Source organism: Carnobacterium mobile DSM 4848 (genome assembly GCF_000744825.1).
Classification (GTDB): domain Bacteria; phylum Bacillota; class Bacilli; order Lactobacillales; family Carnobacteriaceae; genus Carnobacterium_A; species Carnobacterium_A mobile.
On the sequence record NZ_JQMR01000001.1, the window covers coordinates 1,750,695 to 1,773,760 of the forward strand.

Genomic DNA, 23,066 nt, shown 5'->3' on the forward strand with positions numbered 1-23,066 from the left:
GAAAGTAGGAATAACATTGAGTACGTTTCATGAAAAAGTCGTTTACCAAATTTATCCAAAGTCTTTTAAAGATTCAAATGGAGATGGAATTGGAGATTTAAAAGGAATTATTGAAAAGATTTCTTATTTAGCAAGCTTGGAAGTGGATATGCTCTGGCTGAATCCTTTCTTTTCATCTCCGCAAAAAGATAATGGATACGATATTTCCAATTATACTGAAATTGATCCGTTATTTGGAACGATGGAAGACTTTGAAGTGCTCGTGTCAGAAGCTAAAAAACACAAAATGGATATTATGTTAGATATGGTTTTGAATCATACGTCAATTGAACATGAATGGTTCCAAAAAGCATTAGCCGGTGACAAGAAGTACCAAGATTACTATATTTTGAGAGAGCCAAAAGCTGATGGTACCTATCCAACCAACTGGGTCTCCAAATTTGGCGGCCCGGCTTGGGCACCGTTTGGCGATACGGGGAAGTACTATTTGCATCTTTATGACGTTACTCAAGCTGATTTAAATTGGCGCAATCCAGAAGTTCGTCAGGAGCTATATGAAGTGGTTAATTTTTGGCTGGAAAAAGGTGTGACTGGATTCCGGTTTGATGTGATCAATGTCATCGGAAAAGACGAAGTGCTGATTGATGCGGAAGACCAGGTAGGCAAATCGTTGTATACAGATCGGCCGATTGCCCATCAATTTATTCATGAGTTGAATCAAAAATCATTCGGACGGATCGAAGGAGCCATGACAGTTGGAGAAATGTCTTCAACGACGATAGAAAATGGTGTAGCTTATTCCAACCCTGAAAATGAAGAATTATCGATGGTCTTTAGTTTCCATCATTTGAAAGTTGATTACTTGAATGGGGAAAAATGGAGCTTGATGCCGTTTGATTTTATGGAGTTGAAACGGTTGCTGGATGAATGGCAAGTGGGTATGTCAGAAGGCAATGGATGGAATGCACTGTTTTGGAACAATCATGACCAACCGCGAGCGATCAGCCGTTTTGGAGACCCTGTTCATCATTTTGAAGCTTCGGCAACCATGCAGGCTCAAACCATTCATTTACTGCGTGGAACGCCTTATATTTATCAGGGAGAAGAAATAGGGATGACGGATCCTGGTTTCGAAGAATTAGCTGATTATGTTGATGTAGAAACACATAACGCCTATGCAGAAATGGTGGAAAAAGGGTTGTCGCACGAAGAAGCCATGGAGATCATTAAAGTAAAATCCCGTGACAACAGTCGGACGCCGATGCAATGGAATAATGAGTTGCATGCTGGCTTCACAACAGGAAAACCTTGGTTGAAAGTAGCTGAGAACTTCCATGAAATTAACGTGGAGCAAGAACAAGCAAACGGCTCGATTTTAAATTATTATAAACAATTGATTCAGTTGCGCAAGGAAATGAAAGTTATTTCTGAAGGTAGTTATCGGGGAATCTTAATGGATCATCCAAGTGTTTATGCTTACGTTAGAGAATACCGAGGAGAACAATTGTTGGTGTTGAATCACTTTTATGACGAACGGGCAAGTGTTGAGATACCAAAAGAATTCTTGGAACGCAGGTGCCGTTATTTGATTGGAAACGGTGTGGAAAGAGAATTGACCGAATTGCTGACACTGGCTCCTTATGAAACCATTGCATTTTATTTTGAAGCTTAATTAAAAAATCCTCCAGATTCATTTCTGGAGGATTTTTTGATTTAAGATGTTTCACTAGGGTTTCGGCGCCGAGCAAATTCAACAAAACGGAACCGGTCCAACCGGTGCCGAGATTCGGTATATTGAAAGAGTGTCGTATCTTCTAAATAAACATCACTCCGGACGACCACAACATGTGTATCGTCATGCAGATCCATTAATCGATGATCTTCAGCAGTAGCCGGTTCAACCGTAATTTCTTTTTGAGCATAGCCAATTACTAATTCAAGGGTATGTTCAATGTAAGTATAGAGAGAATCACGTGCAGCCTCATCGGGCATATCAGAAATAACGGAAGTTAAAAGATAATCCTTATCTAAAATGACGACTTCACCGTTTACTTGACGTTGTCTTTCAACATAAATGGCAGTAGTTTCTTCGGGTAATTTTAAATGATCGGCTAAAAAGCTTGGCAAAGTAGTGAGAATATTTTGGGTAACAATCGTTTGGCTGTTGAAGTGTTGAGCCGCTTGCAATTCTTTGTAGCTGGTCAAGCCAGAAACGGGGAAATCAAAGCGTTTTACATCTAAAACAATTGAGCCTTTTCCTTGTTTTTTTTGGATGTACCCATTTTCTAATAACAAAGCCAAGGCTTTTCGAATGGTTTCGCGAGACACAGCATATTTTTTTGCTAAGTCATTTTCACTTGGCAAGAGGTCTCCAGCTAAATAAGACTGATTTAAAATAGCCGCTTCAATTTCTAAGTAAATTTCAGTGAATTTATTCATGATTTTTTGCCTCTCATTTCTTTTCTTCCCTTATAGTTTAGCACATTCAGTAACGGAAAAAACGCCTCCTAATCATTTCTTTAGGAATGAAATTTTTAACTCTGAAATAAAACACAGATTGGATATTTAGCAGAAAATAAGCTGTGTGTTTTAGTCAGATAAAAACAAAAAAACTCTCTCAACAATGGACTAGCCAAGGTGAGGGAGTTTTTTGATGAAAAGGTTTTTTATGCTAACTCAATAAAAGTCTTTTCAATTAGTTTGAAACTTGAACAGTTAGTGTTTGTCTGCCAAAGTTTAAAGCTTGGTTTAAATCAGTCATATGAATGTCGATGCGGTTTCCTTGAATAGCGCTACCTGTATCGCCAGCGACAAATGTACCGTATCCTGGGATAGTAACAGTTGATCCTAGAGGAATAACGCTTGGGTCTACAGCAATAACATTAGGATTTTCATTTAAATTGATTCCTGTTGCAGTTGTATCGCTTAATTCTGGTTGATTTGTTGAATAAGCAGTAGCTTGTACTGTAACAGTTTGACCAGATTGTGCTGCTGGTTCAGCTGCTTCAGTTGCTTGTGTTTCTTCTGGTTGTTGTTCAACAGGAGCAGCAGCTTCAGTTTCTTCTACAGGAGCTTGTGCTTCTTCAGCTGGAGCTTCTGTTTCTTGAGTTGTTTCAGCTTCGACAGCTTCTTCAGCTTGGGTTACATCATAGCTGACAACTTCGTCTTCTTTTTCGATGGTAACTGTTGAATGATCAGCAGATAAAGAGATAACATTGCCACTATAAATAATGTTGGCATTATTTATGTCGTTCACATCAATCAAAGCATTAAGGGATGTATCTGTAGCAGCTGCTACTGAAGATAAAGTATCTCCCCATTGAATTGTGTATTCTGTGCTGCCGTCTTCGTTATTTTGAATATCTTGTTTAATATCGGCTACTGAACGTGCTTCCCAAGTAGTCGTATCATATTCTGCTGCTGAAGCTTCAGTTGGGTTTGAAACAGCGACAACACCTGTTAGAGCTAAAGTAGCACTTGCGATAAATAATTTTGATTTTATGTTAAACATTTTTTTATTCTCCTTTTTATTCCATAATAGTTTTATTGACTACATTTCGTTAAGAGCAATTGACTGTAGTTTCTAGCGACTTATTTAATTGTAAGTTAAACTATTGTTGTAAATGAAGGGTTCGTTCCTTCAACATTTGCTATCCTACCATGAATATTGAAAAAATAAAGTGATTACGCCAAACGTTATCTTTTCTTAGTCTGTTTGTATTATTAGAGCTTTTATTTGTCGAAAGAACTACAAATAGTCATTTTTCGTAAGATAAGGCTTTCTTTGTAATCTCACCGACATACTAACGAATTATTCGTAAATTAACGTCCTGTTTTAGAGGGAGAAAAGTCGATTGTGTCGCTTTTTTTTAAAATTAAGGTCAAAAAGCGGGAAAAATAAAACCTATCTTTAGGTCATTTGCCTTATTTTGAATAAGTAAATTTTTGTTTTGTAATGTAAAAAAAGCTTGCTTTCTCTTTAAAAGGATAAAAAATATCCTGAAAAAGAAAAGTAAACGAGAGGTTAATGGCTATTGACTAGTAGATTATGCGGTAGTTTGAATAAAAAGAAAAACCGTTCATTTTTACTTTCTACTATATATAAGAGGTAAAATAGCTGAGGAAAAGTAGAAAGCAGTTCATGAATAGCAAAAAAAGTGAACTGAATTTATTGACAAATAGTTAGAGAACTTGTATAGTCTTAACGGAACAACTAGCAAAAGAAACCAAACTAAAAATTAAACTTATCTGAATGATAAAAGTAGTCAAAGTGCTTTATCCATTCCATTTGTCAACAGCAAAGGGGTGGAGTGGGCACTTTTTTCGTGCGAAAAATTAAGAAGGAGTGAAGGAGTTTGTCATTAGAATTTGAAACAATTGCAGCTATCTCAACGCCGCCGGGTGAAGGTGCTATCGGTATCGTCCGCCTAAGCGGAGAACATGCAGTAGAAGTTGCTGATCGTGTTTACCAATCAGGATCGAAAGTTTTAGCAGAACAAAAAAGCCACACCATTCATTATGGACACATCCAAAATCCAAAGACGAATGAAATAGTTGATGAAGTAATGATTTCAGTCATGCGAGCTCCTAAAACCTTTACTCGTGAAGACATTGTTGAAATAAACTGCCATGGTGGAATCACTTCGATCAATCAAGTGCTTCAAGTCGTCTTGCAACATGGTGCCCGCTTAGCAGAGCCGGGTGAATTTACCAAACGGGCCTTTTTAAACGGCCGCATTGATTTGTCACAAGCAGAAGCTGTGATGGACTTGATTCGGGCCAAAACAGATAGAGCGATGCATGTTGCTTTACAACAATTGGATGGCAATTTATCTGAATTGATCCGTCAATTGCGTTCGGATATTTTAGATACGCTTGCTCAAGTAGAAGTGAACATTGATTATCCAGAATACGATGATGTAGAAACACTGACGTCTCAATTACTAGTCGAAAAAGCTCGGCTGGTAAAAGCTCAAATCCAACAATTGCTGCAAACAGCCAGCCAAGGAAAAATTTTAAGAGAAGGTTTGGCAACAGCGATTATTGGCCGACCTAATGTTGGGAAATCGAGTTTATTGAACTTCTTGCTGCAAGAAGAAAAGGCGATTGTGACGGAAGTTGCAGGAACAACGCGAGATGTGATTGAAGAATATGTCAATGTCAGAGGCGTTCCGTTGAAATTGATCGATACAGCCGGAATTCGTGAAACAGAAGATATTGTTGAACGCATTGGCGTTGAACGAAGTCGCCAAGCACTGCAAGATGCTGACTTAGTATTGTTGGTGTTTAACCAAAATGAACCATTAACTGAAGAAGACAAGTTATTAATAAAAGCAACCGAACAAAATCACCGCATTATTATTTTAAATAAAATGGATCTGCCTAATCGTTTAGATTTATCTGAATTAGAACAACTGGTTGACCCTAGTTCGATCGTGAAAACATCTATTTTAACTAAATCAGGTATCGATCGATTAGAGGAACAAATCGCCAGCTTGTTTTTTGCCGGTCAAACAGGTGAAAGAGATGCAACGTATGTTTCCAATGTCCGGCATATTGCTTTATTGAATGATGCTGAGACTGCTCTAGATGACGTCATCAATGGAATTGAAACGGGCATGCCAGTCGATCTAGTCCAAATTGATATGACTCGTTGTTGGGATCTTTTAGGAGAAATCACAGGAGACAGCGTGCAAGATGAACTGCTTACTCAACTATTCAGCCAATTCTGCCTAGGAAAATAACAGGATGCGGAGTGCTCTCGTCCAGCTCAGACAGAAAATTTGGAAAATTCCCGCAAAAGGCTGCAAGCCTTGAGGACAATTTTATCTATTTTCCGAAGAGCTAGAGCACGCAGCTCAACTAAAGGATGCGAAGAACAACGTTTAGCTTCGAAAAGAAAATAGGAAAAGTTGAAGAAAACTATGATTTCAAAAACTTTTATCTTTTTCTCGAGTAGCTGTTGTTCGTAGCTCAACTACCCGGATATCAAATGTCTGGGTCACGCAGCTCAATTTAGGTAAGATGCGGAGTGACCCGTGTAGACACACAGCAATTTTAGGTAAGAGACAAACATTATTAGGGTTTATATATAGAAGAAAATAATGAATTTGATTAACGAAATGAGAGGAATGATTCGATGCAACAATATGAAGCAGGCAATTATGATGTGATTGTAGTGGGAGCTGGACACGCTGGTTCTGAAGCTGCTTTAGCAGCAGCGAGAATGGGCAGCAAAACACTCTTAATCACAATTAACTTAGATATGATCGCTTTTATGCCGTGTAATCCATCAATCGGCGGACCGGCTAAAGGAGTCGTCGTTCGTGAAATTGATGCATTAGGCGGAGAAATGGGGCGCAACATTGATAAAACCTATATCCAAATGAGAATGCTGAATACAGGTAAAGGTCCTGCCGTAAGAGCATTGAGAGCACAAGCCGATAAATTTATGTATGCTAATGAAATGAAAAAAACCATTGAAAACACTGAAAACCTCGTATTGAAACAAGGAATTGCTGAAGAATTAATTATTGAAGATGGCGTTTGTCAAGGAATTATTACCAATACAGGAGCCATTTATCGCGCCAAAGCAGTCATTTTAACAGCTGGTACTTCTTCTCGAGGAGAAATCATCATCGGCGAATTAAAATACTCTTCTGGCCCTAATAATTCTCAACCATCTATTAAACTATCTGAGAGTTTGTTGGAGCATGGTTTTGAATTAAATCGGTTTAAAACCGGTACACCGCCGCGTGTAAAAGCTTCAACGATCAATTATAGCGTAACAGATGAACAACCGGGTGATGAAAAAGCGAATCATTTTAGTTATGAAACGCCAAACAGTGCGTATTTAAAAGACCAATTGTCTTGTTGGTTAACGTATACAAACGAAAAAACACATAGCATTATTCAAGATAATCTGCACCGTGCACCTATGTTTACCGGAATCGTAGAAGGTGTAGGAGCGCGTTACTGCCCGTCAATCGAAGATAAAATCGTTCGATTTAGTGATAAGCCAAGACACCAACTGTTCTTAGAACCTGAAGGCCGTCATACAGAAGAAGTATATGTCCAAGGTTTATCAACTTCGCTTCCTGAAGACGTGCAAGAAGACATTCTGCATACGATCGAAGGATTGGAAAACGCAGAAATGATGCGGACCGGTTATGCGATCGAGTACGATGTGGTCGTTCCGTACCAATTACGCCCTTCACTTGAAACTAAAGTAGTAGAAAATTTATTTACAGCTGGACAAATGAATGGGACTTCCGGATATGAAGAAGCAGCTGGACAAGGAATTATGGCGGGCATCAATGCAGCGCTTAAAGTTCAAGGAAAAGAACCTTTTGTGATGAAGCGCAGCGAAGGATATATCGGAGTGATGATCGATGATTTAGTTACTAAAGGAACAAATGAACCGTACCGCTTATTGACCTCTCGTGCAGAATATCGTTTATTGTTGCGCCATGATAATGCTGATTTCCGCTTAACTGAAATAGGTCATCAGTTAGGCCTTGTTTCACAAGAACGCTATGCTGCTTTTCTTACTAAAAAAGCTCAAGTGGAAGAAGAATTGGAACGTTTAAGACACACTCGTTTAAAACCAACAGAAGAGATCCAAGCATTTTTAGCTGGAAAAAATATTGCTCCATTGAAAGACGGTATTCTAGCACTAGACTTCTTGCGTCGGCCAGAAATCTCGTATTGGGATATTCTCAAGTTTGCACCGCTAGCTGAAAACTTGTCTAGAGAAGTAGAAGAGCAAATTGAAATCCAAGTAAAATATGAAGGCTACATTCAAAAAGCCATTCAAAAAGTAGATAAATTAAAACGGATGGAAAACAAACGCATTCCTGAAAATATCGATTATTCGGCAATAAATGGAATCGCTACTGAAGCAAGACAAAAATTAGCACTGATTCAACCTGAAACGATTGCGCAAGCTAGTCGCGTCAGTGGAGTAAATCCCGCAGATATTTCTGTCTTAATGGTGTATGTTGAACAAGGAAAAATTGCGAAAGTAATGTAATACAAAAAACGTTCCGCTCCTTATTCTTATAAGAATAAGGAGCGGAACGTTTTTTTAGATAATGGTTTAGCCTAAAGCAACGTCTAAAATCATCATGACGGTAAACCCAAGCATTAAGGAGAGCGTAGCAATATCATTATTGCCATTTGTTTGTGATTCAGGAATCAATTGTTCAACAACAACAAAAATCATTGCGCCTGCTGCAAAGGCTAAAGCATAAGGTAAAATAGCGGACATTGAAATAACTGCGAATGCGCCAATAACGGCTGCAATCGGTTCTACTATAGCGGATAACTGTCCTAAGTTAAAAGCTTTCCAGCGGCTGCTTCCAGCTGCTCGAATCGGCATTGACAAAGCAGATCCTTCGGGAATATTTTGAATTCCGATTCCGATAGCCAGTCCGACAGCACTTAAGAAAGCATCGCCATTAGCTATCCCTACAGACGTAGCTCCAAAAGCAACACCAACCGATAAACCTTCCGGAATATTGTGTATCGTAATCGCTAAAAAAAGAAGCATATTTTTTGAAACGCTCGTTTTTGGTCCTTCTGCATGTTCTACTGGCTCTCCCAAATGCAAATGCGGAATAACCACATCAAGCAATCTTAAAAAGAATCCTCCAAATAGAAAGCCGACAGCTGCTGGAACCCAAGACCACAAACCATATCCATTTTGTTCAGCAGAAGAAATAGAAGGAGCTAATAAAGACCAAAATGAAGCTGCAATCATGACGCCGGCTGCAAAACCGTTCATGGAATCTAAAAATTTTCGGTTAACTTCTTTAAATAAAAAGACAAAAGCAGAACCGAAAATGGTACATCCCCAAGTAAATAAGCCTGCTATTAAAGCTTGTAAAACGGGGTGGAAAGCTTGAAATGTTTCAACCATATTATTATTATTCCTCCTTAAATGAAAATCTGATAGTATTTTAAAATTAAGCCTGCTTAAGAATAAAGTGCATGAACAACTACTACTTGCTAAAAGCTTTACTATAAAAAACAGTCAATTTATTGGGTATCTTTAGGGTTGCCTAAAAAATCATATTAAACTTAGACGACTATTTTTGCAAGCACTAAAGTGAAAATAGTGAATGATTAGCTATATGCTATTATGTTTCCAATTATAGTATTTATAAAGATAAAGGTTTAGCAATGGACTTGCCGCATTCAGAGAAGAAGAGGTTCAGGCTATAGAAGGCCTTAATCAGAACAGATGCTTTTAGAATTAAAAAGTTAGTTAGAACAAATTAATTGTGCCCTTATAAAGTTAGTAACTCGTATTTGTATATGGAACTTCGTGAAGAAGACTGATTAGAAGAGTTCTAACTTATAGTAATTAGTACAGATGGATGGAACTATTAATCATAAGTTATTTTGACTGGCTTCGATTATCTTAATAAGCTGACAATGAAATGGGAAGTTATTTTTTTGAAAAAAATCCTTACGAAAAAAATATTTCATGATAGAGTAGTTTCTGTTACTTAGAAAGGAGACGTTTATTTTGCCAACGAATAAAAAAGAAGGAATTATCTTTACGTCATTAATGTGTTTTTGTATGGTATTTGGTATGAGTTTATATAATTTAGTGATTCATAACCAGTTTACATGGACAGCTTTACTATTAGGATTGATCCCCGGATTTGTGGTCGCATTTATCTTAGATGTTTTTATTGTAGGAGTCATTGCGAAAAAACTTGCTTTTAAACTGCCGGTCAATAAAGACAGTAAACTTCAGCTGATTTTGACTATTTCTTCTCTGATGGTGCTGGGAATGGTAACTTGTATGTCGCTTTTTGGTATTTTAATGGAAGGAAGCGGTTCTGAAGATCTTTTGTCCGCTTACTTAACTGCATGGAAGATGAATGTGATTGCCGCATTGCCTTTACAATTGCTGCTGGTAGGACCTTTTTCAAGAAAAATTTTGAGCATTATTCAAGTTAAAAACCTAGCTTAAAGAAGCAATAGACTTATTGAAGATTTGCTGAAATGATGTAACCTAAGAAAACCGAGATCTTATCTTGACACACATGGGTTGCGACTATATAATTAACATCGTTAACTATATGTGGAGGAGATATTTATGAGTGATTCAAATTGGAAAGAGTTGGGTGAAAATATCGCTCTGCTCCATTCTTTTTCTAGAAAAGTACTGGCACAGCATTACTTACTTACTATTACTACAAATGAATTAGATATATTAACGTGGATTTTTTTTGCAAAGGGCAAAGAAACACCGATAAAGATAAGTCAGGATTTAAAATTAAAAAAGGAATCAGTTAGCAGGACATTGAAGAGTTTGATTGAAAAAGGTTTAGTAAAAAAAGAATTAAATAACTTAGATGAACGCAGTTACTATTTGGCTATTACAGAAAAAGGAATTGCAACTCTGGAGGAAAACTATATCTATTTAATGAAACCTTATTATTATTTGAAAAGAAGTATGGGAGACGACTATGATCTTTTTATTAAGCAAGTAGCTGAAGCTGATAAGTCATTAACCCATTTCAATAATGGAGGAACTAGCGAATGAATTTTTACCAATCACTTCAGTTAGATCCATTCGTTTTGAAACAACAAATGAAAAATGCAACCTCGAGTAAAGAAAAGCATTTTTTCATAAAGGCTTTAGTTGTTCGAGATATCTTATTAGTGGCTTTTGCAATTTTTTTTGTGTCTGTTATCACAACTTTTTTTGGAGAAGACACTAGTTCTCTTGCAGTAGTATTGTTTTGTATTTTGTTGAGTATCCGTTTTGTTGATTTTGGTTACCACATCACTCACTCTCTTATTAGTCTGGCTGTCGTATTTGCAGTTCTGTTTATTTCACCAGTTTTGAATCAGATAGTTTCACCAATTCCTGGATTCTTTATTAATTTTATATCTCTGTTAATTCTTTTTTTCTTAACAAGCAGTAACCCTCAAATGGGTAATGCTAGTTTATATTCATTTTCTTACATTTTTTTAACGGGAACTTCTAATGCTAAAGATATTTATAACTTAAGCAATAAAGGTCTGTTATTGGTTCTTTGTTATATACTGTTTGCAGTTATATTTTTTATAAAACACAAAAATAAAAATGAAAACCATTCGTTTATGCAAGAAATGATCGGAGAAGATTTCTTTTCTAAAAGAAATTTATGGCTCATATATGTAGTACTAGGAGTTAGTATGCTTTTCTTTATAGGGGAATATAGTTCATTAAACAGGTTTATGTGGGTTGGATTTGCCTGTTCCTCACTTTTATCTAATTATAATACTCATGATATTAAGCAACGTTTCTATGACCGTTTGATAGGGGTTGTTCTAGGTTCTGTATTATTTAGCGTAGTTTTACAACTCACTCCGCCTTCAGCAACATTTATTTTAGGACCTATGGGCGGATTGGCATTAGGACTTTGTTCTTCCTATAGATATAAGTCGCTCTTTAACTGTTTTGGAGCTTTAGCTTTGGCTAGTGGTATTTATGGGATTCATGATGCAGTAATTTTTCGTATCCTGAATAATTTGATAGGATTAATATTTGGGTACGTGTATTATATAATTTCCATAAAAATATTTTCATTATTGAAAACTAAACACGCGCATAACTGAGTAAAAAAAGAACGAGCTGAAAGTTTTAACTGGAGGTACGTTCTTTTTTACTTCTTTCTTAGAATAAATCACGTTGTTGGCGAGCCCATGGAGCTCTAAGGCTGTAAATGTGGTTAAAATAAAAATCGCCAATAAGAAAGACTGCTGTATCAGCATTTTCTTATTGGCGATTTATCATTTTTGGTATTTTGCGACTAATTAAAAAAATAAGAGAAAAAGTGCCTCAAACTACTGAAACAGTAGTAAAATATGGTTATCAGACTCATATAAGGAGGTCACTTTTCCCATGAATAGAATAACACAATTATCATTATTTGAAAACCATGAATTAGGCGATTTAGAAAAGTTGAATGATCTATTAACTGCATTACCGGATGAAAACCTGTTAACTGCATTAGAAGAAGAACGTGGAAAGGGCAGAAATGATTATCCAGTTCATACCATGTGGCGTGCTTTCGTAGCTAGTTTTGTCTTTCAACATCGCTCTGTCGCTTCTTTGATTCGAGAGTTGAAGCGGAATAGCCAACTCAGAGAACTATGCGGCTTTCAACCTCATTTTTCGCGCTCACAAAAAGGAAGGTATAGGGTTCAACTAGCTCCCACAGAAGCTGCTTTTTCTCGATTTTTAAAAAAGTTACTGCTCCATCAACACCTATTAGATGAGATGTTTACTGAATTGGTCACTACTTTATATGAAACACTGGATGGATTTGGGCAAACGTTAGCTTTAGATGGAAAAATCATCCCTTCTTATGCTACAAAACCAAATAAAAAAGTAGAACATGATGGCAGAAGAGATACTGAAGCAGATTTCACACTAAAACAATATACCACTACGACAGCCAATGGCGAGAAGATAACAAAGAAGAAAACATGGTTTGGTTATCGACTTCATTTAATCGTTGATGCAAATTATGAATTGCCTGTAGCCTACGAAGTGACTAAAGCATCTGAAGGCGAACCGACGGTCGCAAAAAGACTGATCAAACATTTTTCTACCTCACAAGCAAAACAGTGTGACTATCTTCTAGCTGACAGAGGATATGATGGAGCTCCATTATTAAGTCTCATTGAATCTAAAGAAATAATTCCCATTATTGATATTAAAAACCAGTGGGATAAAGATACGCTAACCAAACAATATCGAGATTCAGATTTGATTTATACGTATAATGGAGCCGTTTCCTATGTCGATGGAAAAGGAAATGAGATAAAGCTAGCGTATAAGGGATATGATAAGAAAACAGATTCTTTACGTTATGGATTTAAACCTCAATATCAGGATAACCGGCTTTTCAGAATAAAACGTGAAGAAGACAGACGTATATTTAACAAAGTCGCTAGGGATAGTTTTAAGTTCAAACGAATCTACAAAAAGCGAACCTCTATTGAGCGAGTAAATGGACGAATCGATCGAGATTACCTATTTGAGAATCATACGATACGAGGAAAAAAGAAACTGAATCTTTTTGTGACAATGACTTTTCTCATTATGTTAGCCTTTGCGAAAGATAAGATCAGTAAAAACCATCTAGCTCATCTAACTGCTTGGGTAGCTTAATTTTTTAAAAAATTAGAAGGGATAGTTTATTTGGCGTGCGCAAAAATAAAAGCGGAGTTAAAAAACAGACGCTTTTTTTACACAAACCATGGAATGAACTGACTACTTTTCGCTATTTTACAAATAATGAAGCCTACGGCTTATTTCTATGCTAGTTATTTTCACAAAAAATGGTACAACGTAATTTATTCTCTTATTAAAAAGCTTTACTTAAGGAATAAGCTCTATTATAATAAAGCTGTTGTTAATTTTTTAACAATAGAGAGAATAATTTACTCGGTTCCTTAGCTCAGTTGGGAGAGCACTACCTCGACAAGGTAGGGGTCGCTGGTTCGAGCCCAGTAGGGACCATACAGTAATTTTATATGAAGCCTTAGAACAGTTGGTACGAGTGCATTCTCGCAACTTTCTAGGCTTCTTTTTTGTTTCCCTTGCATATAAGCCTTGCATACGAATGAACGTTCTCATGATTAAAAGCCCATAAAACTAGCGAACTTAGCAGCCGTTTCTTCTTTTCTTTCTTTAGTTACGTGTGTATAGATGTTCATTGTAACTTCATAACTACTGTGGCCAAGTCGTTCTTGAACTTCTTTGATACTTGCACCAGCTTCAAAAAGCAATGAACAGTGCGAGTGGCGTAATTGGTGAACGGTGATGCGTTTAAGATTATGTTTCTTAACGATACGATCCATTACAGTGGTTAAGTGTGCATGCTGAATATAGTTATTTTCTAAGTTGGTAAATATATTCTGACCAGGTTTGTTTGTGTTCATACCTAGCTTTAAATAGTCTAAACGTTGCGCTGTACGCCATTGTTTTAGTATCTCAAGGGTTTTATCATCTAACGAGATTGTACGCTCTCCGGACGTTGTTTTAGTGGTTTGAATAATAAGCTTATTACCTTCTCCTCTAGCAAGCGTCTTGTTTATAGAGATTGTTTTATTTTCAAAATTAATATCTTTCCATTGTAAGCCTAGTGCCTCACCTTTACGCATACCACTAAAGGACAGCAGGCGAAGCAGAACAAACCATTTAGGGTTTTCTTCTTGTTTAGCACACTCCAAGAAATGCTCTAGTTCCTCACGACTATAAAAAGCGTAATCCTCTTTAGATGTTTTCTTTAAATTGGGAATATCCACACCACTCATAGGGTTCTTCTTAATAATATCCATTGCATAAATAGCATAATCGAAGATACGCTTACAGTAACCAGCCATAGATTTAGTTTTGGTTGTCTTTTTACTCCATTTATTAACCGCTTCTTGACAGTGCGCAAATGTAATGGCGGTTATACGCAGTTTTCCAAAGTCTTTTAAAATGTGGTTCTTAAATAGTTCTTTTGTTTTAACTGCCGTACTTTCTTTTACCTTATTTACATAACGAGATTCAAACCATAATTCATAAACTTCTTCGAACGTTTCGTAGGTGGGTTTTTGGTAGCCGTCTTCTTGATACTCTGATTTAAGCCGCATAGCTTCTTTTCTTGCATCACTTTTAGTAGCAAAGCCTTGTCTTGCTGCACGAACTACTTTCCCAGTTTCGTCTGTACCTAGATATGTTTGAAATTTGTAGTAGGTTTTACCGTTTTTCTTCGTATAAGATTTAATTTGTAACATTTTAATTACTCCCTTTTTACTACCGCAGGGCATTGGGTATGTATAAGGGTTAGGCGTTTAATGAATTTATTGTAGAATTATTTATTTTTATTATAAAACTCATTATATTCTTCATGAGCTTCTTTTGGAGTTAAGCCAAAATGTTTTCTATACCAAAATATTACTTCTTTCAAATGTCTACTAACCTCATCTAACTTCTTATGCTTTTCATCTAAAGATAATTTTTCAAATTTTTCTAAATCACTCAATATTTCATTTCTCTTAGAAGCCACTGCATATATTTCTTTTCCGAAACGCAAAATATATTCTTCTTTTGTATCTAGCTGTTCCTCTTTAAACGCCTTGTAAGCTTTAATGACTTCTTCTTCATTAGGAAATTCGTCTTCTTTCCATCTATTTGTTATTATCAGTGGATTTCTCGCTAACCATATAGTATTGTAATCATCTTTAATTTCATTGGCACTCTCTAATACGTCAACTATATAACTAGCTAATGAATCGTCTTTACCACTAAAAAGATAAGCTTCTGATACACCGAGAGATTTAGAGAGTTTTGTGATTGTGTCAGCACTAGGACTCTTTCTGTTATTCTCTAAATCACCTAAATATGACCTTGATAAACCAATTTTGGAAGCAAAATCTTTTTGTGTCATTTTTCTTTCTTTTCGTATGTTTTTGATGTTCTCGCCTATGTTTGCCACGAAAAAACACCTCCTTATTATTGATTAAACCACAAAATGACGCCGATAGCAATAAATTTCATGCGAATGGTTGACGCCGATAGAATGATATGATAAACTATGTTTAGGTTGAATGACGCCGAAAGAAAGAGGTGAGAGGATGAATGTTGGAAAATTTCAAAAAGAATTACAAAATACCATGCTTATAGGTAGAAAAAATAAAAAATGGACACAAGTAGAAGCAGCCGAACAACTTGGTATCTCTAGATCCTATTATTCAGAAATTGAAACCGGAATTAGTTTACCGAGTTTATCATTAGTTATAAAAATTAACAGTGTGTTTCCATTTTTTTTACTAATTAATGACGCCGATAGAGTGTTTATTTGAAAGGAGTGAACTAAATGGCACAACTATCTTTTGAAGTTTCTTCTGAACTGGAGAAGCAAATTGAAGGCATGGTATTCAACACAGCAAAGAACGTGCTTGCTGAATTAGAGAAAAGAGAACCTATGGGAAAACCATATATGAATCTTAAGGAATGCTGCCAGTATGTGGGTTGTTCAAATGTAACTTTGAATGATTGGATAAGAGAACGAAAATTACAAGTTATCAAAATAGGTGGCAAGAAATATATCGCTAAAATAACAATCGATCAATTCATGATGAATCATCAGAAATAAAAAAACACACTACCGCAGGGCATAGGGAAGTGCAAGGGAATGTGCAAGGATTTAATACATTCAACGTTACAAAATCACAAAAGTCAACCGTTTATAGGGTTAAAGCAGTCAAGTATTTGGAGTTAATAAGGTTCATAACAGTGAAAAATAGGAGGAAATAAAAGATGAATATTCATGAAAAAGTAGATATGCAATACAAATTTGTAGAAGCTTTCAATAGTAGAAACGATGAAAATGATGGTGCAATAAAAGATTTAGAAACATTAGTTGGTTATTACAAAGAAGGGCATGAGGTATTAAGTAGTATGGACATCGTCAATGAAATGTTTTCTGTTATCCAAGATATGTATTCAATAGAAATTGAGAAAGATACCTTGAGTAAGGTAATTAGAATTATCGGAGAGGAGGTTTAATGATATGAAACCAGAAGAAAAAAAGGCAATGGATAGTTTAAAAAAAGAATTAAATGACTACCCAGAAATGATGATGGTTACCATTTCAAGAAAAGATTTAGAAACAGTTATCAATTATTTAAAAAAGAGCACAAAAAAAGCCTTGAAATGAGCGACGAGCTCCACAAGGCAAATAGGTATAACTAGTAACTAGACACTACTATTATACCCCAAAAGAGTAAGAAATACTATAAGAATGGGGCTTTAACAATGGGAAAAGAACAATTAGGTGAGTTAATAAATAAATCTGAGAACATCTCTACAAAAAATGAATACTCAAAAGCTGTTTTGATGTCAATCCATAGTATCTTTGATGGAATTATAGACTGCACTAATGAAAAAGAAGATAAAAAAGATTGGACCTTTTATGAAGTTGAACGAGTAGCAGAAAGAACTGAAATCCTTTTAAACTTACTTTCTGACTTATTAAAAGATTCCAGTAGTTTTAATGATGAATTAGCAATTCAATTAATGCTGCTGAAAGATGAAGAAATGTAGGTGAGTTAAATGGTTGCATACGAATCTTTGCTAACAGACGCATTGAAACTCACTAAAACGTTTGACGTATATCCATTAGCGCCATTCACAAATATTCCTTTTCGTGGATCCAACGGAGATTTAAACGCCACTAAAGACCACCAGTTAATAGTTGAATGGTTTGAGAAAGAACCTTTGAGTAGTTTAGGATTGCGATTGAAAAATACAAATGTATTAGTGTTGGATGTTGACGACCATCTAAACGATGGAGCAGGTATAAAAGAACTGGCTGCATTATCTAATGGCAATAGTTTAGAGGGCGCTACAATCGTTAAAACTCCGAACGGTCAAGGTTTTCACGCTTACTATCATTTTCCGTCTAACCTAACTATTGAAGATGTAAATTTAACAAATAATATCGAAATTTTAAGAACGAAAGTTACCGCACCAGGCTCAAGAAAGAGATTGAAAGATGGTTCGATTGGTGAATATGTTTTAGCTGCTGAATCTTCTTTAAATGACTTAAAAATGATGCCTAAATGGCTTCTTGATTTGATTATGAGTAAGCAGCAAGGGGAACAACCAAATACGACGTACCAGTTAGATTACAACAATACAGCAGGGCGGACTAAAAAATATACTGCCACCTTGATCGAGGAGCTGACTCGAGGTGTACAGACATCCGAAAGAAATATTTGGGTGACAAAATACACAGGCAAACTTCTAGCTTTAGGAACGGAGCCAGATATAGCGTATCAATTTATCATGATGGTTAATGAGAGTTTTGTGCGACCTCCTTTACCAGATAGAGAAGTGAATTCCATTTTTCGAAGTGTATTAAAACGTGAAGTTAGGAAGAGAGGGGGAGAAATAAGTGAATGAGTGAGATGCCGGAAGATATCAAAAATTTAGTAAAAGAATATAAAGATAGCAACACAGAACTTTCAAATAAACCTTATCTAACTATGGAAAGTTTGAAATCAGCGCTTGCTGCAAAAGGGGAAGAATGGCGATTAGATCACGAGACTGTAAATGAAAAGACGGGGAAAACGAAAAAATACCCGGTCAGTCCAAGAGCAGTTGCTGATATCCTTCAAAAAGAATGTACATTTTGTCTTATCGGAGAAGATGATCCGGAGAGTTCTCCTCTGGCTGTATACGATATAGATAATGGTATCTATAACAAAGGTGAACGATTTATAAACAGTCTCTCTTTAACTGTAGAAAGAACTCTTAACGAACCTTCATGTAAGACTGTAAGGCATTATTTAACTGTTGAAAGCGTAGAGAAAGAACCTACTAAAGATAAGAACCTTATTATTGTTAATAATGGTATTTATGATAAAAAAAAAGCTTCTCTAGTACCCTTCAGCGATGAATATATTTTTGTAAATAAGATCGCAACAAACTATATAGAAGATGCAGCAGAACCGAAATTTGACGATTGGAACTTTTCAGAATGGATTGATGAATTATCAGACAATGACGAAAAGAAAAAAAACTTACTTTATCAAATTTTTGCAGTAGCAGTGAATAGTAATTATATTTCTGAAGTAGCATTTTTCTTCGTTAGTGAAGAAGGAAGAACGGGAAAATCAACTTTTCAGAATTTATTAAAAAATTTAATTGGTAATAAGAATACAACTAGTTTAAAAATCAAAGAATTTGAAAGTGATTTTAAGCTAGCCAGCGCATATAGCAAAAGCTTGATTATTGGTGATGATAACAATCCTAAAGATTTTAACCAAACAAGTGAAAATTTTAAATCGGTTATCACTGGAGAACTTGTTTTAATTAACCCGAAAATGGTTAAACCATTCTCTACCATATTAACCCCTACGGTTATTCAGTCAATGAATGGCACTCCTAAATTTAATGATGTATCGGATGGTTTGCTTAGAAGATTAAGGATTATTCGTTTTAACCATTCGTATAAGGGGAACCATGGAAATAGAAAAATCAAAGAAGAATATATTTGCGATAAACGCTTATTAGAATACATTTTGTTTGTTGCTTTAAATCTTGATGTTATCGAAGTGGAAAACACTAAAGAAAGTGAAGAAGCTGTAAAAGATATAGCAAAAGATAATGATCCGGTTATTGAATTTTATGAAGATGTTTTTTACCAGTTGGAAAGCACCAGATTACCTACGAAATTTATATTCTCTTTATATCAAGCTTGGTGCGATATCGAAAATAACCCAACTAAAATGAAGCAGCGGACATTTACCAAGAATTTAAGAAGCATAGTTACAAAAGACGGTTGGCTTTACGATGTGAAAAACCTTGCACCAATTCACTTTTTTTCTAAACGAGATGAAGAATTGTTAAAAGAATGGGACATAAACTACAAATATAGGTTTGAAGTAGACACAAAAAAGTATCAACCTTTGATTGAAAAAATAGAGTAACCGACTTACCGACATTAAACCGACATCATAAAAACATAAAGTCGGTATTCAAAACCGTTGAAGCTGTAAGGTTAGTCTCTATTTTACCGACTTACCGACTTTATATTTATATATTATTCGAAAATATAAAAATAAAATAAATAACAAAAAAATATATATAAGCTTTTTAGAGCATTTGATGTCGGTTGTCGGTTTTTTATCAAAATCATCTTAAAAACGTTGGTATAGCAATAAACACAAATACCGACATTAAACCGACTTCTCGACTTTCAATGTCGGTTGAATCCTAAAAAAAGAATAAATGAAAAGGAGCTGAAACATGACATTTTATAATTGGCTGATTAAGTTTAGAACTGTCGACCTAGCTATTGGAGAGTTAGCACAAGATGTATATAACGATGCTAAATTTCCTAAAGGGTCAAACGATTATAACAAGCTACTAAATTACTTGATATCTACTGCTGATAACGATGATTGTGTAGACACTTTTGTAAAAGCGTTTAAATTTTATGAAATTAGTATAAAAGGAGCTTAGATACATGAAGAATAAAAAACTGTCCATTATTCAAGAAGCTGTATTAACACAAATACCTAAAGGGATTGAAAACCCGATATTATCGCAAGATATTGCGAAAAGAATTGGATTGTCAAGACGTGATGTAATGGCCGTAATCAGTGCGTTGATTATAGATCATAACATACCGATTGGAGGTGCTCGAATAAGTGGTAAAAGTGGGTATTTTATTATCACTAACGAAGCCGAGCGCCTCAGAGCAATAGTGCCACTGAAAAATACAATAGTTAACATGCAGCAACGAGTTAATCGTTTAGAGAAAATTAAAATATGAGGATGCCATGATAAAAGGTGGGATTAGATGAGACAACTTTCCAGAAGAGCTAAGTTACTTGAGGATATGCTTCCAAAAGAAAATGCTGAACAAGTCATTATGCTTTTAATAGAACATAGTGATGGTACAGCTACATTTACTGATAAAAAAGGAACAAAAAAAGAATTGAATCAGCTTTTGGGCGAAAGTGATAAAGACATCACATTATTGTTATCGACATTTGAAACAGACGTTAAGCCACTGTATGGATAGGTATTATACACGAAGGAGAAAAGAGGTGAAATATTGGCTAAAGAAATCACTAATAGGCTAAAACGATTAGAAAAAATAGTCAATATAAATAGAGAAGATGTATTTTTAGTTTTTCTTTTCGAAGGTGAATATGACATATTCAATGCGGTAACTATGAAAGACATTGGTTCAATGAGCGAAAAAGCTTTCAGTAATTGGTTAATTGAAGTTGAACAATCTGGAGCAACGGTCATTGTTGACGATATTTTATAAAAACCAATATAAAATCCGACATATAAGGAGGTAAAACACATGAAGCAGCGGTTAAATGAACGTTTGAAATTATTGGAGTATAAAACGTCAAGGAACGATTCCCGTCCTTTGTTCATTGATATTATTGAAGATGGAATAGTAGAAATTTATTCTGAAATAGATGGTAAAAAAGAACGAATGAGTGAAGAAGAATATGCAAGATGGAGTAAACAGTTTTTACAATCAAAAGAAATAGCAAACTTTGAGTTGAACTTAGGCCGATGGGAAAATGGGTAATTTTAAGACAGTAGTTACACAAAACAATACATGGAGGTGGAAAATTGATTCAACTAAAACCGAAACAAGAGAAGTTCATTATTGCATTAATGAGTAAAGCAACAACAGAAGAAGCAATAGAAGAAGCTGGGATAAATAGAAATACAGCATATAAGTATTTACGAGATCCAGATTTTTCTAATGAATACCGTAGAATTAGACGGGAAACAATGCAACAAGTCACTTCTAAGCTTCAAAACGCTTCATTTATAGCGGTAGAAACGTTATTGGATGTAATGGCAGATAAAGAGTTGTCAACTTCATCATCAAGGGTGCAGGCATCAAGAGCAGTCCTAGAGAACGCATATAAAGGGCTTGAACTGGACGACTTGCAGCAGCGTATTGAGCAATTAGAAGAAAGATTGGGTGATTCCTGATGAAAAATAAAAATATTATCGCTCGATTGAAGCAATTGGAAGATAAAGTACCAAACTTAGAAAGATTAACAGAACAACGCTATGAAGAAGCAGCAAAGAAAGTTTTGGAACAAGCCACTACAGAAGAATTGAGAATAGCTTCAATGAGCGACAAATATAGAGATATATCAGAAGAAGAATCACTTGAAATGCTTGAGATCCTTTCTGAACGTGTTCGTTTAGTGATTCAACAAAGATAGGGTAGTTACTACCGACACCATCGACAAATTAGGTGTTGCGAAAGTAGGTAACTCCAAACCATATAAGAGTAAAAGGCTGCTATCTAAAGGTAATAAGGTTGTTTTATAGTTAAAACCAAGAAATGCTTGCATATTTACTTGCACTTGGAACAGAAAAAAACATATTTTGCAGGAGAGGTGGAGGTGAACTATTGGAAGATGTGCAAATTTATGACCTACAGGAAAAGCGAGACGATATAAACAAATGGCTAAACCTCCCCTACTCTATTGCTGAATTGGAGTATGAGCTAAAAACATTTAGCCAAAGCTACTACCAAGAACACAGCTTCTACTCTCATACTATTTATGACGAGATACATGGCGTAATTACCGAAGCCCCTAGAGTTGAAGATGTAGCAATCAACTTAGCAGATAGTTCTTTAGTGCTTGAAAGCCATATAAAGCGAAATAAGGCAGAATACAAGTTATTTGAACAGTATGTGTCGCGTTTACCCGTGTTTGAAGTAGATAGCTTAAACGATAAGGAAGTAACCGAATTATGCAGTGTCATACAAGAAATCAAGAAAATTTCCCGAACAAATAATATAGATTTAAAAATCAAGTTAGAAAAAGAATTTAAAAATAGAATGGAGAAATTAATATGAACATTGAAGAATTTACAGCAGATAGACAAGCTAAAATGAAACGTGTGGACGATTTACGTAAACAAGTGGAAGTAGATAAAGCAGAGCTGCAAGAGCTGGAACTGGTTTATAATACGGCTTTAATAGAGGGTAATGATAGTGAAGCTGATAAGCTATTCCCAGAATTAACTTCACTTAAAGATAAAATTAAGAGTAGCAGTTACAAAGCGGACAAATTGGAGTTTTTAAATGCTGAAGCAATTCATAAAAATGCAGAAGAAACTTTCTTACATTTGAAATCTATTCAAGCAGAGTATGAGAAAAAGGCTAAAAAATTAGATGATGAAATGAAACCTATTGAAGAAAAAGCATTGAAATTGCTGCATAAGTCTGACGAATTAGTAAATGAATATCGAGAAGTGACACAAGAGTATTTTAGATTAGCGGACAACTACAAAGTAAGCACAACTAATAAAGGTCTATCACGTTACAGCTCCTTAGATGTATTCAAAGAAACAGGCGTGAGAGTAAATGGCTATGGTGTAGTAGCTGAAAAAGATAGTGGCCGACCAACTGGCTCTAATCAATCGAACGATCATACGGAAGAAAGTACCATTTCAGATTTCGCGAAATCAAACAGACTTATTGGAGGGAAATAAT

The 23,066-nt window shown here is 35.5% G+C and carries 28 protein-coding genes and 1 tRNA gene; 24 read left to right on the top strand and 5 right to left on the bottom strand.

What is annotated here, in order from left to right; translation table 11 throughout:
* The first annotated feature begins 16 nt into the window (after positions 1 to 16).
* Complete coding sequence (treC, locus tag BR87_RS08320; protein ID WP_035030896.1) at positions 17 to 1,672, top strand: alpha,alpha-phosphotrehalase; 1,656 nt, start codon at positions 17 to 19, stop codon at positions 1,670 to 1,672.
* Positions 1,673 to 1,713: 41 nt separating this feature from the next.
* Here treC and treR read toward each other — a convergent pair whose 3' ends face one another.
* Both treR and BR87_RS08330 read right to left on the bottom strand, forming a co-directional pair.
* Complete coding sequence (treR, locus tag BR87_RS08325; RefSeq protein ID WP_035030898.1) at positions 1,714 to 2,439, bottom strand: trehalose operon repressor; 726 nt, start codon at positions 2,437 to 2,439, stop codon at positions 1,714 to 1,716.
* A 256-nt stretch (positions 2,440 to 2,695) separates the two neighbouring features.
* Positions 2,696 to 3,511 (bottom strand): 3D domain-containing protein, encoded by an 816-nt coding sequence (locus BR87_RS08330; protein WP_035030901.1) that lies wholly within the window; start codon positions 3,509 to 3,511, stop codon positions 2,696 to 2,698.
* A gap of 844 nt (positions 3,512 to 4,355) precedes the next feature.
* On the opposite strand from BR87_RS08330, the gene mnmE reads away from it, so the two are divergent.
* Both mnmE and mnmG read left to right on the top strand, forming a co-directional pair.
* Positions 4,356 to 5,744, top strand: a complete 1,389-nt coding sequence (gene mnmE / locus BR87_RS08335) for a tRNA uridine-5-carboxymethylaminomethyl(34) synthesis GTPase MnmE (RefSeq protein WP_035030903.1) — start codon at positions 4,356 to 4,358, stop codon at positions 5,742 to 5,744.
* Between the two features lie 395 nt (positions 5,745 to 6,139).
* Complete coding sequence (gene mnmG / locus BR87_RS08340; RefSeq protein ID WP_035030905.1) at positions 6,140 to 8,032, top strand: tRNA uridine-5-carboxymethylaminomethyl(34) synthesis enzyme MnmG; 1,893 nt, start codon at positions 6,140 to 6,142, stop codon at positions 8,030 to 8,032.
* Between the two features lie 66 nt (positions 8,033 to 8,098).
* Here mnmG and BR87_RS08345 read toward each other — a convergent pair whose 3' ends face one another.
* Positions 8,099 to 8,920, bottom strand: coding sequence for a ZIP family metal transporter (locus tag BR87_RS08345; protein ID WP_035030908.1), 822 nt, complete (start codon positions 8,918 to 8,920; stop codon positions 8,099 to 8,101).
* Between the two features lie 612 nt (positions 8,921 to 9,532).
* Between BR87_RS08345 and BR87_RS08350 the strand changes: the two genes are divergently transcribed.
* From BR87_RS08350 to BR87_RS08370, 5 genes are all read left to right on the top strand, one after another.
* The gene (locus BR87_RS08350) at positions 9,533 to 9,985 is read left to right on the top strand and encodes a DUF2798 domain-containing protein (RefSeq protein WP_035030911.1); all 453 of its coding nucleotides are present in this window, start codon (positions 9,533 to 9,535) and stop codon (positions 9,983 to 9,985) included.
* A gap of 126 nt (positions 9,986 to 10,111) precedes the next feature.
* Positions 10,112 to 10,561: a MarR family winged helix-turn-helix transcriptional regulator gene (locus BR87_RS08355; RefSeq protein WP_051929749.1), complete on the top strand. Its 450-nt coding sequence runs from the start codon at positions 10,112 to 10,114 to the stop codon at positions 10,559 to 10,561.
* Entirely contained in the window at positions 10,558 to 11,622 is a 1,065-nt protein-coding gene (locus tag BR87_RS08360; protein ID WP_035030913.1) for an FUSC family protein, read from the top strand. The genes BR87_RS08355 and BR87_RS08360 overlap by 4 nt, the downstream gene beginning before the upstream one ends.
* A 286-nt stretch (positions 11,623 to 11,908) precedes the next feature.
* Entirely contained in the window at positions 11,909 to 13,183 is a 1,275-nt protein-coding gene (locus tag BR87_RS08365; protein WP_035029917.1) for a transposase, read from the top strand.
* A 278-nt stretch (positions 13,184 to 13,461) separates the two neighbouring features.
* Positions 13,462 to 13,534: transfer RNA gene (locus BR87_RS08370), tRNA-Val, on the top strand.
* Positions 13,535 to 13,653: 119 nt separating this feature from the next.
* On the opposite strand, the gene BR87_RS08375 is transcribed toward BR87_RS08370, so the two are convergent.
* Together BR87_RS08375 and BR87_RS12655 are read right to left on the bottom strand one after the other, a co-directional pair.
* The gene (locus tag BR87_RS08375) at positions 13,654 to 14,799 is read right to left on the bottom strand and encodes a tyrosine-type recombinase/integrase (RefSeq protein WP_035030916.1); all 1,146 of its coding nucleotides are present in this window, start codon (positions 14,797 to 14,799) and stop codon (positions 13,654 to 13,656) included.
* Between the two features lie 77 nt (positions 14,800 to 14,876).
* Positions 14,877 to 15,500 carry a helix-turn-helix domain-containing protein gene (locus BR87_RS12655; RefSeq protein ID WP_051929751.1) on the bottom strand — a complete coding sequence of 208 codons (624 nt, stop codon included), beginning with the start codon at positions 15,498 to 15,500 and terminating at the stop codon, positions 14,877 to 14,879.
* Positions 15,501 to 15,639: 139 nt separating this feature from the next.
* Between BR87_RS12655 and BR87_RS08385 the strand changes: the two genes are divergently transcribed.
* The 16 genes from BR87_RS08385 (at position 15,640) to BR87_RS08455 (ending at position 23,065) form a co-directional block, all read left to right on the top strand.
* On the top strand, positions 15,640 to 15,867 hold the full coding sequence (locus BR87_RS08385; RefSeq protein WP_035030919.1) for a helix-turn-helix domain-containing protein: 228 nt from the start codon (positions 15,640 to 15,642) through the stop codon (positions 15,865 to 15,867).
* Positions 15,868 to 15,881: 14 nt separating this feature from the next.
* Entirely contained in the window at positions 15,882 to 16,160 is a 279-nt protein-coding gene (locus tag BR87_RS08390; RefSeq protein ID WP_035030922.1) for a helix-turn-helix domain-containing protein, read from the top strand.
* A 164-nt stretch (positions 16,161 to 16,324) separates the two neighbouring features.
* Positions 16,325 to 16,573: a hypothetical protein gene (locus tag BR87_RS08395; protein WP_035030925.1), complete on the top strand. Its 249-nt coding sequence runs from the start codon at positions 16,325 to 16,327 to the stop codon at positions 16,571 to 16,573.
* Positions 16,574 to 16,577: 4 nt separating this feature from the next.
* On the top strand, positions 16,578 to 16,724 hold the full coding sequence (locus BR87_RS13045) for a hypothetical protein (protein ID WP_156959098.1): 147 nt from the start codon (positions 16,578 to 16,580) through the stop codon (positions 16,722 to 16,724).
* Positions 16,725 to 16,822: 98 nt separating this feature from the next.
* The gene (locus BR87_RS08400; protein WP_035030928.1) at positions 16,823 to 17,110 is read left to right on the top strand and encodes a hypothetical protein; all 288 of its coding nucleotides are present in this window, start codon (positions 16,823 to 16,825) and stop codon (positions 17,108 to 17,110) included.
* Positions 17,111 to 17,119: 9 nt separating this feature from the next.
* Positions 17,120 to 17,971, top strand: coding sequence for a bifunctional DNA primase/polymerase (locus BR87_RS08405; RefSeq protein ID WP_035030931.1), 852 nt, complete (start codon positions 17,120 to 17,122; stop codon positions 17,969 to 17,971).
* The gene (locus BR87_RS08410; RefSeq protein ID WP_051929753.1) at positions 17,968 to 19,500 is read left to right on the top strand and encodes a DNA primase family protein; all 1,533 of its coding nucleotides are present in this window, start codon (positions 17,968 to 17,970) and stop codon (positions 19,498 to 19,500) included. Before BR87_RS08405 ends, BR87_RS08410 begins: the two co-directional genes overlap by 4 nt.
* A gap of 319 nt (positions 19,501 to 19,819) precedes the next feature.
* Positions 19,820 to 20,035 carry a YozE family protein gene (locus BR87_RS08415; RefSeq protein WP_035030934.1) on the top strand — a complete coding sequence of 72 codons (216 nt, stop codon included), beginning with the start codon at positions 19,820 to 19,822 and terminating at the stop codon, positions 20,033 to 20,035.
* A gap of 4 nt (positions 20,036 to 20,039) precedes the next feature.
* The gene (locus tag BR87_RS08420; protein ID WP_035030937.1) at positions 20,040 to 20,348 is read left to right on the top strand and encodes a hypothetical protein; all 309 of its coding nucleotides are present in this window, start codon (positions 20,040 to 20,042) and stop codon (positions 20,346 to 20,348) included.
* Positions 20,349 to 20,375: 27 nt separating this feature from the next.
* Positions 20,376 to 20,600 carry a hypothetical protein gene (locus tag BR87_RS08425; RefSeq protein ID WP_035030940.1) on the top strand — a complete coding sequence of 75 codons (225 nt, stop codon included), beginning with the start codon at positions 20,376 to 20,378 and terminating at the stop codon, positions 20,598 to 20,600.
* Between the two features lie 33 nt (positions 20,601 to 20,633).
* Entirely contained in the window at positions 20,634 to 20,852 is a 219-nt protein-coding gene (locus BR87_RS08430; protein WP_035030943.1) for a hypothetical protein, read from the top strand.
* A gap of 39 nt (positions 20,853 to 20,891) precedes the next feature.
* Positions 20,892 to 21,128: a hypothetical protein gene (locus tag BR87_RS08435; protein WP_035030946.1), complete on the top strand. Its 237-nt coding sequence runs from the start codon at positions 20,892 to 20,894 to the stop codon at positions 21,126 to 21,128.
* Positions 21,129 to 21,172: 44 nt separating this feature from the next.
* Positions 21,173 to 21,544, top strand: coding sequence for a hypothetical protein (locus BR87_RS08440; RefSeq protein WP_035030949.1), 372 nt, complete (start codon positions 21,173 to 21,175; stop codon positions 21,542 to 21,544).
* Complete coding sequence (locus tag BR87_RS08445; RefSeq protein WP_035030952.1) at positions 21,544 to 21,783, top strand: hypothetical protein; 240 nt, start codon at positions 21,544 to 21,546, stop codon at positions 21,781 to 21,783. Before BR87_RS08440 ends, BR87_RS08445 begins: the two co-directional genes overlap by 1 nt.
* A gap of 191 nt (positions 21,784 to 21,974) precedes the next feature.
* Positions 21,975 to 22,427, top strand: a complete 453-nt coding sequence (locus tag BR87_RS08450; protein WP_035030955.1) for a hypothetical protein — start codon at positions 21,975 to 21,977, stop codon at positions 22,425 to 22,427.
* Positions 22,424 to 23,065 carry a hypothetical protein gene (locus BR87_RS08455; RefSeq protein ID WP_035030958.1) on the top strand — a complete coding sequence of 214 codons (642 nt, stop codon included), beginning with the start codon at positions 22,424 to 22,426 and terminating at the stop codon, positions 23,063 to 23,065. The genes BR87_RS08450 and BR87_RS08455 overlap by 4 nt, the downstream gene beginning before the upstream one ends.
* Position 23,066: the final 1 nt, after the last annotated feature.